Source organism: Clostridium estertheticum (assembly GCF_018861295.1).
Taxonomy (GTDB): Bacteria; Bacillota; Clostridia; order Clostridiales; family Clostridiaceae; genus Clostridium_AD; species Clostridium_AD estertheticum_D.
In genome coordinates, this window is the sequence record NZ_JAHLDM010000001.1 from 499327 (window position 1) to 505497 (window position 6171).

The following is a 6171-nucleotide window of genomic DNA, read 5'->3' on the forward strand; positions in this document are numbered from 1 at the left end:
TCAAAGTTTAAAGTTCTGTAAGGGAGAGGATTTTATGATTAATCCAACAGCAAAAACAGGTCATAATGTAACTATAAAACAAGGTGTTGTTATAGGTGAGAATGTTATCATAGAAGATGATGTATACATAGATTATGGATGTATAATTAGAGACAACGTACATATAAAAAAGGGTAGCTTTATTGGAGCAAGGAGTATTTTAGGTGAATATCTAATGGATTTTTATAAATATAAAATTAATAGAGTCCATCCATTAATTATTGGAGAAAATTCTTTAATAAGAACTGAAAATGTTATTTATGGTGATTCGGTTATTGGAGAAAACTTTCAAAGTGGACATAAAGTTACAATTAGAGAAAATACTAAAATTGGTGATAATGTAAGAGTTGGGACATTATCAGATATACAAGGATATTGTGAGATTGGTAATTATGTTGGTATCCATAGTAACGTTCATATAGGCCAAAAAAGTAAAATCAATGATTATGTATGGATCTTTCCTTATGTTGTATTAACAAATGATCCAACACCGCCTTCAGAAGTAATGCTAGGAGTTACAATTGATTCATTTGCAGTTATAGCAACTGGTAGTATTATTTTGCCAGGGGTGCATATATGTGAAGATGGATTTGTTGGAGCTGGGGCAGTGGTTAATCGAGATGTTCCTAAAGAGGCAGTAGTAGTTGGAAATCCTGCAAAAGAAATATGTTCTGTTAGTAAAATAAAGAACAAACTTACTGGGGAATTAGTTTATCCATGGAGATATACATTCAAGAGAGGGATGCCCTGGGAGAAATCAGGTTATGAGTCTTGGTATAGTAGTTTGGACATAAGAGGAGATGAATAATAATGTATAATTGCGCATTAATTAAGTTTAAAGATATAATAGATAAATATGGGCATTTAACACCTATAGAAAGCAAAATAGATACGCCATTTGAAATAAAACGGATTTATTATATTACTAAGGTAGAGGAAGGAATAACAAGAGGATTTCATTCACACAGGAAGCTTCATCAAGTATTGATTTGCTTAAACGGTTCTGTAAAAATACGAGTAAAAAACCCTAAGGAAGAAGAAATTTTTGAACTAAATGATCCATCAGTAGGTTTATACATAGGACCATCAATATGGAGAGAAATGTTTGATTTTACGGAAGGAAGTGTGCTTCTAGTACTTGCATCAGATCATTATGATGAAAATGATTATATAAGAAACTATGACTTTTATTTAGAAGAAGCTAAAAAGTTATTTTAGAAGGGAGTGTTACGTATGAATATACCATTTGTTAGTTTCGGACCTATGCATGAAGAAATTGAAGATGAGATATTAAATAAATTTAAAGAAGTTTATGAAAAAAATTGGTTCATACAGGGTGAAGAAGTAAAGAAGTTTGAAGAGGGATTTGCAGAGTTTTGTGGAGCTAAGTATTGTATTGGTTGTGGGAATGGTCTTGATGCACTCTACTTAATTTTAAGAGGATATGATATAGGTGCAGGGGATGAAGTAATAGTACCTTCAAATACATATATTGCAACAGCTCTTGCAGTATCATATGTTGGTGCAAAACCTGTTTTTGTAGAACCTAATTTATCAACATATAATGTGAATTCAGAACTAATAGAAAAAGCTATAACGAATAAGACAAAAGCCATAATAGCAGTTCATCTTTATGGACAACCTGCTGATATGGATGAAATAAATAAAATAGCCAAAAAATATAATTTGAAAGTTATAGAAGATTCGGCTCAAGCTCATGGAGCATTGTATAAAGGTAAAAAAGTTGGAAACTTAGGGGAGGCTTCAGGATTTAGTTTTTATCCAGGAAAGAACTTAGGTGCGCTTGGAGATGCAGGAGCTGTAGTTACAAATAACAAAGAATTGGCAGATAAAATAAGGGCTATAGAAAATTATGGATCAGATAAGAAATACCATCATATTTATAAAGGTACAAATTCAAGACTTGATGAGGTTCAAGCAGCATTTTTAAGAATTAAATTAAGAAATCTTGATAAATGGAATGAAGAAAGAAGAAAAATTGCTCGGAAGTATATTGATGGTATTAACAACTCTAAAATAATAAAGCCAGTCGAAGTTGATTATGCAAAACATGTATGGCATTTATTTGTTGTTAGAACAAAGCGAAGGGATGAATTTGAAAAATATTTGAAAGCAAATGGAATAGGTACAACAATACATTACCCAGTACCAATGCATTTACAACCAGCTTATGAAGAATTAAAGATAGGCAAAGGTAGTTTACCTCTAGCTGAAAAAATATCTAGTGAAGTTATAAGCTTACCTATATGGTATGGTATGAACGATGAAGAAATAAATTATGTAATAGAGACAATAAACAATTGGAGATAACCATATGAGCAAAAGCAGAACAAAACTTTTTCTTGAAAATTTTTTTGTATATGGACTTGGGAGTGTGTTAGCAAAAATTGCTCCCTTAATTATGTTACCTATTGTAACAAGGCTTATGCCTGATACTACATATTACGGACTTAGTGACTTATCGAACATAACTGTATCATTTGGTTCAGCCATAGCTATAATGGGAATGTATGACGCTATGTTTAGAATGTTTTTTGAAAAGGATGATTTAGAATATAAAAAACAAGTATGCGCAAGCACGTTGAATTTTGTTTTAATTAGTGGGATTACAATGTGTTTAATACTTTTTATATTTAAATCTTATTTCGCACTTTGGATATTTAATGATGTGAAATACGTTAATCTACTTAATTTTACATCCTTTAGTATTTTAATAACCACTTTAAGTAGTATTGTGATAGCGCCTACAAGGATGCAGAATAAAAGAAAGATATTCTTGATTACTAATACTATATCACCGATTATAGGATATGGTATCTCAATTCCGATGTTAATGAACAAAAATTACCTATATGCGTTGCCTACAGCAGCTTTGGTTACTTCATCTATAATGCTTATTTTCTTTTATATATTAAATAGAAAGTGGTTTGATTTTAAAAAAGTAAATATACCTCTTATTAAAGAAATGCTAAAGATTGGTGCACCCTTAATGCCTGTGTTTATTATTTACTGGATATTTACATCCTGTGATAGGCTTATGATTTCAAAACAAATGGGAAATAGTTTTGTTGGAATATATGGTATGGGAGCGAAAGTAGCATCTGTAAGCCAATTTATATATATTGCATTTTCAGGTGGATGGCAATACTTTGCTTTTTCAACTATGAAGGATGAAGACCAGGTAGAGATGACCTCAAAGATATTTGAGTATTTGGCTTTAGTTGCATTTTCAGCATTCGTAATAATCATTCCATTTACCCATTTTATTTTTGCATTGTTTTTTAAAGGAGACTATGTAAATGGATATGTAGCTTTCCCATATTTATTTTTATCACCGCTATTATTGATGTTATATCAAACAATTACAAGTCAATTTTTAGTTATAAAAAAGACTTGGCCATCAACTGTAATTCTATCTTTGGGGGCAGTTATAAATATTCTTTTGAATTATTTCTTGATAAATGCGATTGGTATAGAAGGATCGGCCTTAGCAACTTTAATAGGTTATGTAATAAGTGTAATAATTGCATGTATAGTTTTATCAAAAATGAAACTAATAATTATACCTAATAGAATGATAATTATGAGTGCAGTCCTTACTTTATTTATAGTATTATGGAGATTAATTTCACCGATAAATATAGTACCCGCAATTTTAATGTCTGTGCCGACGCTTATGATATTTTGTTATTTATATAGAGTTGATATTGGCATGGCATATAAAAAAGGTAAAAACATGCTAAAACATGTTAAAGAGGAATCTACTAGTATATAAATCACAAAAATTAATTTGAATAAACTGAAATTAATTATATGCAAAACCTAGAAATTCTAAGGAGGCAAAACATGAAAGGTATTATTTTAGCCGGAGGTTCCGGCACAAGACTTTACCCAGTAACAAAAGCAGTATCAAAACAAATACTCCCAATATACGACAAGCCAATGATATATTATCCATTATCAGTATTAATGCTTGCAGGTATAAAGGAAATATTAATTATTTCAACACCTAGAGATGTACTTACATTTGAAGAGTTATTAGGTGATGGGAGTGATATAGGACTTAAATTACAATATGCTGTTCAAGAAGAACCAAGAGGCCTTGCAGATGCATTTATTATAGGAGAAGATTTTATAGGGAATGATAAGGTAGCTTTAGTACTTGGAGATAATATTTTTCATGGTTATGGGTTTACAGAAAGATTAAAAAGAGTTTCGGAAAGGGAAGGTGCTACTATTTTTGGTTACCATGTAAGCAACCCAACTGAATTTGGTGTTGTTGAATTTGATGAAAATGATAATGTGGTATCTATAGAGGAAAAACCTTTAATCCCTAAATCTAATTATGCAGTTCCTGGTCTTTATTTCTATGATAACAATGTAATAGAAATAGCGAAAAATGTTAAGCCTTCAGCTAGAGGCGAAATAGAAATAACAGCAGTAAATAATGAATATTTAAGGTTAGGTAAATTAAAGGTTGAGCTTTTTGGTAGAGGCATGGCGTGGCTTGATACAGGAACTCATAGAGGGTTACTCGACGCAGCGAACTTTGTTGAAGCAATACAAACTAGGCAAGGATTATATGTAGCTTGTATAGAAGAGATAGCTTATAGAAATGGTTTTATAAACAGAGAGCAACTTTTAAAATTAGCGCAGCCTTTAATGAAATCAGAATATGGTAAGTATTTAACGACACTTCAGAAGGATAGCAGCACTCTTCTATAAGGGGTGGATACATACTATAATAAAAAAAATTCAGTAGGATGTTAAATCTCATTCTGAAGTCGTTAATACAGCACCGCAGGTGATGATTTGGCACAGATTGCTGACGATTATAATAAAGCTAATTTAGAAGCAGCTGTAATAGAATAATTAATGGAGGTGTTAGATTTGTTTAATTTTATAGAAACTAAGATAGATGGTGTATACATAATTGAACCTAAGGTATTTGGGGATAATAGAGGATATTTTATGGAGACCTACAATAAAAATGATTTCTTTGAAGCTGGGCTTAAGATGGAGTTTGTTCAAGATAATGAATCAAAGTCTAAAAAAGGAGTACTCCGAGGACTTCATTTTCAAACTAAACATACTCAAGGTAAATTAGTCCGAGTTACAAAGGGACAAGTCTTTGATGTAGCAGTAGATTTAAGAAAAGGATCAGCTACCTTTGGCAAATGGGAAGGAGTAATCATTACAGATGAAAATAAAAAGCAATTTTATGTTCCAGAAGGATTTGCTCATGGATTTTTAGTCCTTTCAGATGAGGCTGTATTTAATTATAAATGCACAGATTATTATGCACCGAAATATGATAGCGGAGTATTATGGAATGATGAAGATATAGCTATAGAATGGCCATTAGATGGTATAGAGGAAATTTTATTATCAGAAAAGGATAAGGTACAAAAAAGACTAAAAGATTTAGAAATATCATTTGAATATAAGGGGAGTAAGTAAATATGAAAACTTATTTAGTAACAGGTGGAGCTGGGTTTATAGGCGCAAATTTCATTCATTACATGTTAAATAAATATTCAGATATAAAAATTATAAATCTAGACAAGTTAACTTATGCAGGGAATTTAGAGAATTTAAAAGATATAGAAACTAATTCTAATTATACTTTTATTCAAGGAGATATATGTGACAAAGAGCTCGCAGAAAAATTATTCTTTGATAACGATATTGATTATGTTGTGAATTTTGCAGCAGAATCACATGTAGATAGAAGTATAAAAGAACCGGAAATATTTGTTAAAACAAACGTCTTAGGTACAGTAAATATTTTAAATGTTGCTAAAAATTCCTGGGAAATATCCGGTGGTTTTAAAGAAGGTAAAAAGTTTATGCAAGTATCCACTGATGAAGTGTACGGGTCACTTGGAGAGACGGGATTTTTTCTTGAAACTACACCACTTGATCCACACAGTCCTTACTCTTCAAGTAAAACTGGTGCAGATTTAATGGTAAAAGCTTATTTTGATACGTATAAAATGCCTGTAAATACGACTAGGTGTTCAAACAATTATGGACCATACCAATTCCCAGAAAAATTAATACCACTACTAATAAACAACTGCTTAAATCATAAGAATCTACCAGTATACG

At 31.2% G+C, this 6171-nt stretch carries 7 protein-coding genes; all 7 read left to right on the forward strand.

Annotation, left to right across the window (positions count from 1 at the left end):
- Positions 1-34 precede the first annotated feature (34 nt).
- Positions 35-847 (forward strand): acyltransferase, encoded by an 813-nt coding sequence (locus KPL54_RS02360; protein ID WP_216104270.1) that lies wholly within the window; start codon positions 35-37, stop codon positions 845-847.
- Positions 848-849: 2 nt separating this feature from the next.
- Positions 850-1257, forward strand: coding sequence for a sugar 3,4-ketoisomerase (locus KPL54_RS02365; RefSeq protein WP_216104272.1), 408 nt, complete (start codon positions 850-852; stop codon positions 1255-1257).
- Positions 1258-1272: 15 nt separating this feature from the next.
- Positions 1273-2370: a DegT/DnrJ/EryC1/StrS family aminotransferase gene (locus tag KPL54_RS02370; protein ID WP_216104274.1), complete on the forward strand. Its 1098-nt coding sequence runs from the start codon at positions 1273-1275 to the stop codon at positions 2368-2370.
- Between the two features lie 4 nt (positions 2371-2374).
- Positions 2375-3835, forward strand: a complete 1461-nt coding sequence (locus KPL54_RS02375; protein WP_216104276.1) for an oligosaccharide flippase family protein — start codon at positions 2375-2377, stop codon at positions 3833-3835.
- A 71-nt stretch (positions 3836-3906) separates the two neighbouring features.
- Positions 3907-4785: a glucose-1-phosphate thymidylyltransferase RfbA gene (gene rfbA, locus KPL54_RS02380; RefSeq protein WP_216104278.1), complete on the forward strand. Its 879-nt coding sequence runs from the start codon at positions 3907-3909 to the stop codon at positions 4783-4785.
- Between the two features lie 165 nt (positions 4786-4950).
- On the forward strand, positions 4951-5520 hold the full coding sequence (gene rfbC, locus KPL54_RS02385; protein ID WP_375372971.1) for a dTDP-4-dehydrorhamnose 3,5-epimerase: 570 nt from the start codon (positions 4951-4953) through the stop codon (positions 5518-5520).
- 2 nt (positions 5521-5522) lie between these two features.
- Positions 5523-6171, forward strand: a 649-nt coding sequence (locus tag KPL54_RS02390) for a dTDP-glucose 4,6-dehydratase (RefSeq protein ID WP_216104282.1), incomplete at its 3' end; no start/stop codon positions are given.

What these genes read in the sequence shown, in the direction of transcription:
- KPL54_RS02360 (WP_216104270.1), top strand. Translation starts at nt 35, where the DNA reads ATGATTAATCCAACAGCAAAAACAGGTCATAATGTAACTATAAAACAA.
- rfbA (WP_216104278.1), top strand. Translation starts at nt 3,907, where the DNA reads ATGAAAGGTATTATTTTAGCCGGAGGTTCCGGCACAAGACTTTACCCA.
- KPL54_RS02365 (WP_216104272.1), top strand. Translation starts at nt 850, where the DNA reads ATGTATAATTGCGCATTAATTAAGTTTAAAGATATAATAGATAAATAT.
- KPL54_RS02370 (WP_216104274.1), top strand. Translation starts at nt 1,273, where the DNA reads ATGAATATACCATTTGTTAGTTTCGGACCTATGCATGAAGAAATTGAA.
- KPL54_RS02375 (WP_216104276.1), top strand. Translation starts at nt 2,375, where the DNA reads ATGAGCAAAAGCAGAACAAAACTTTTTCTTGAAAATTTTTTTGTATAT.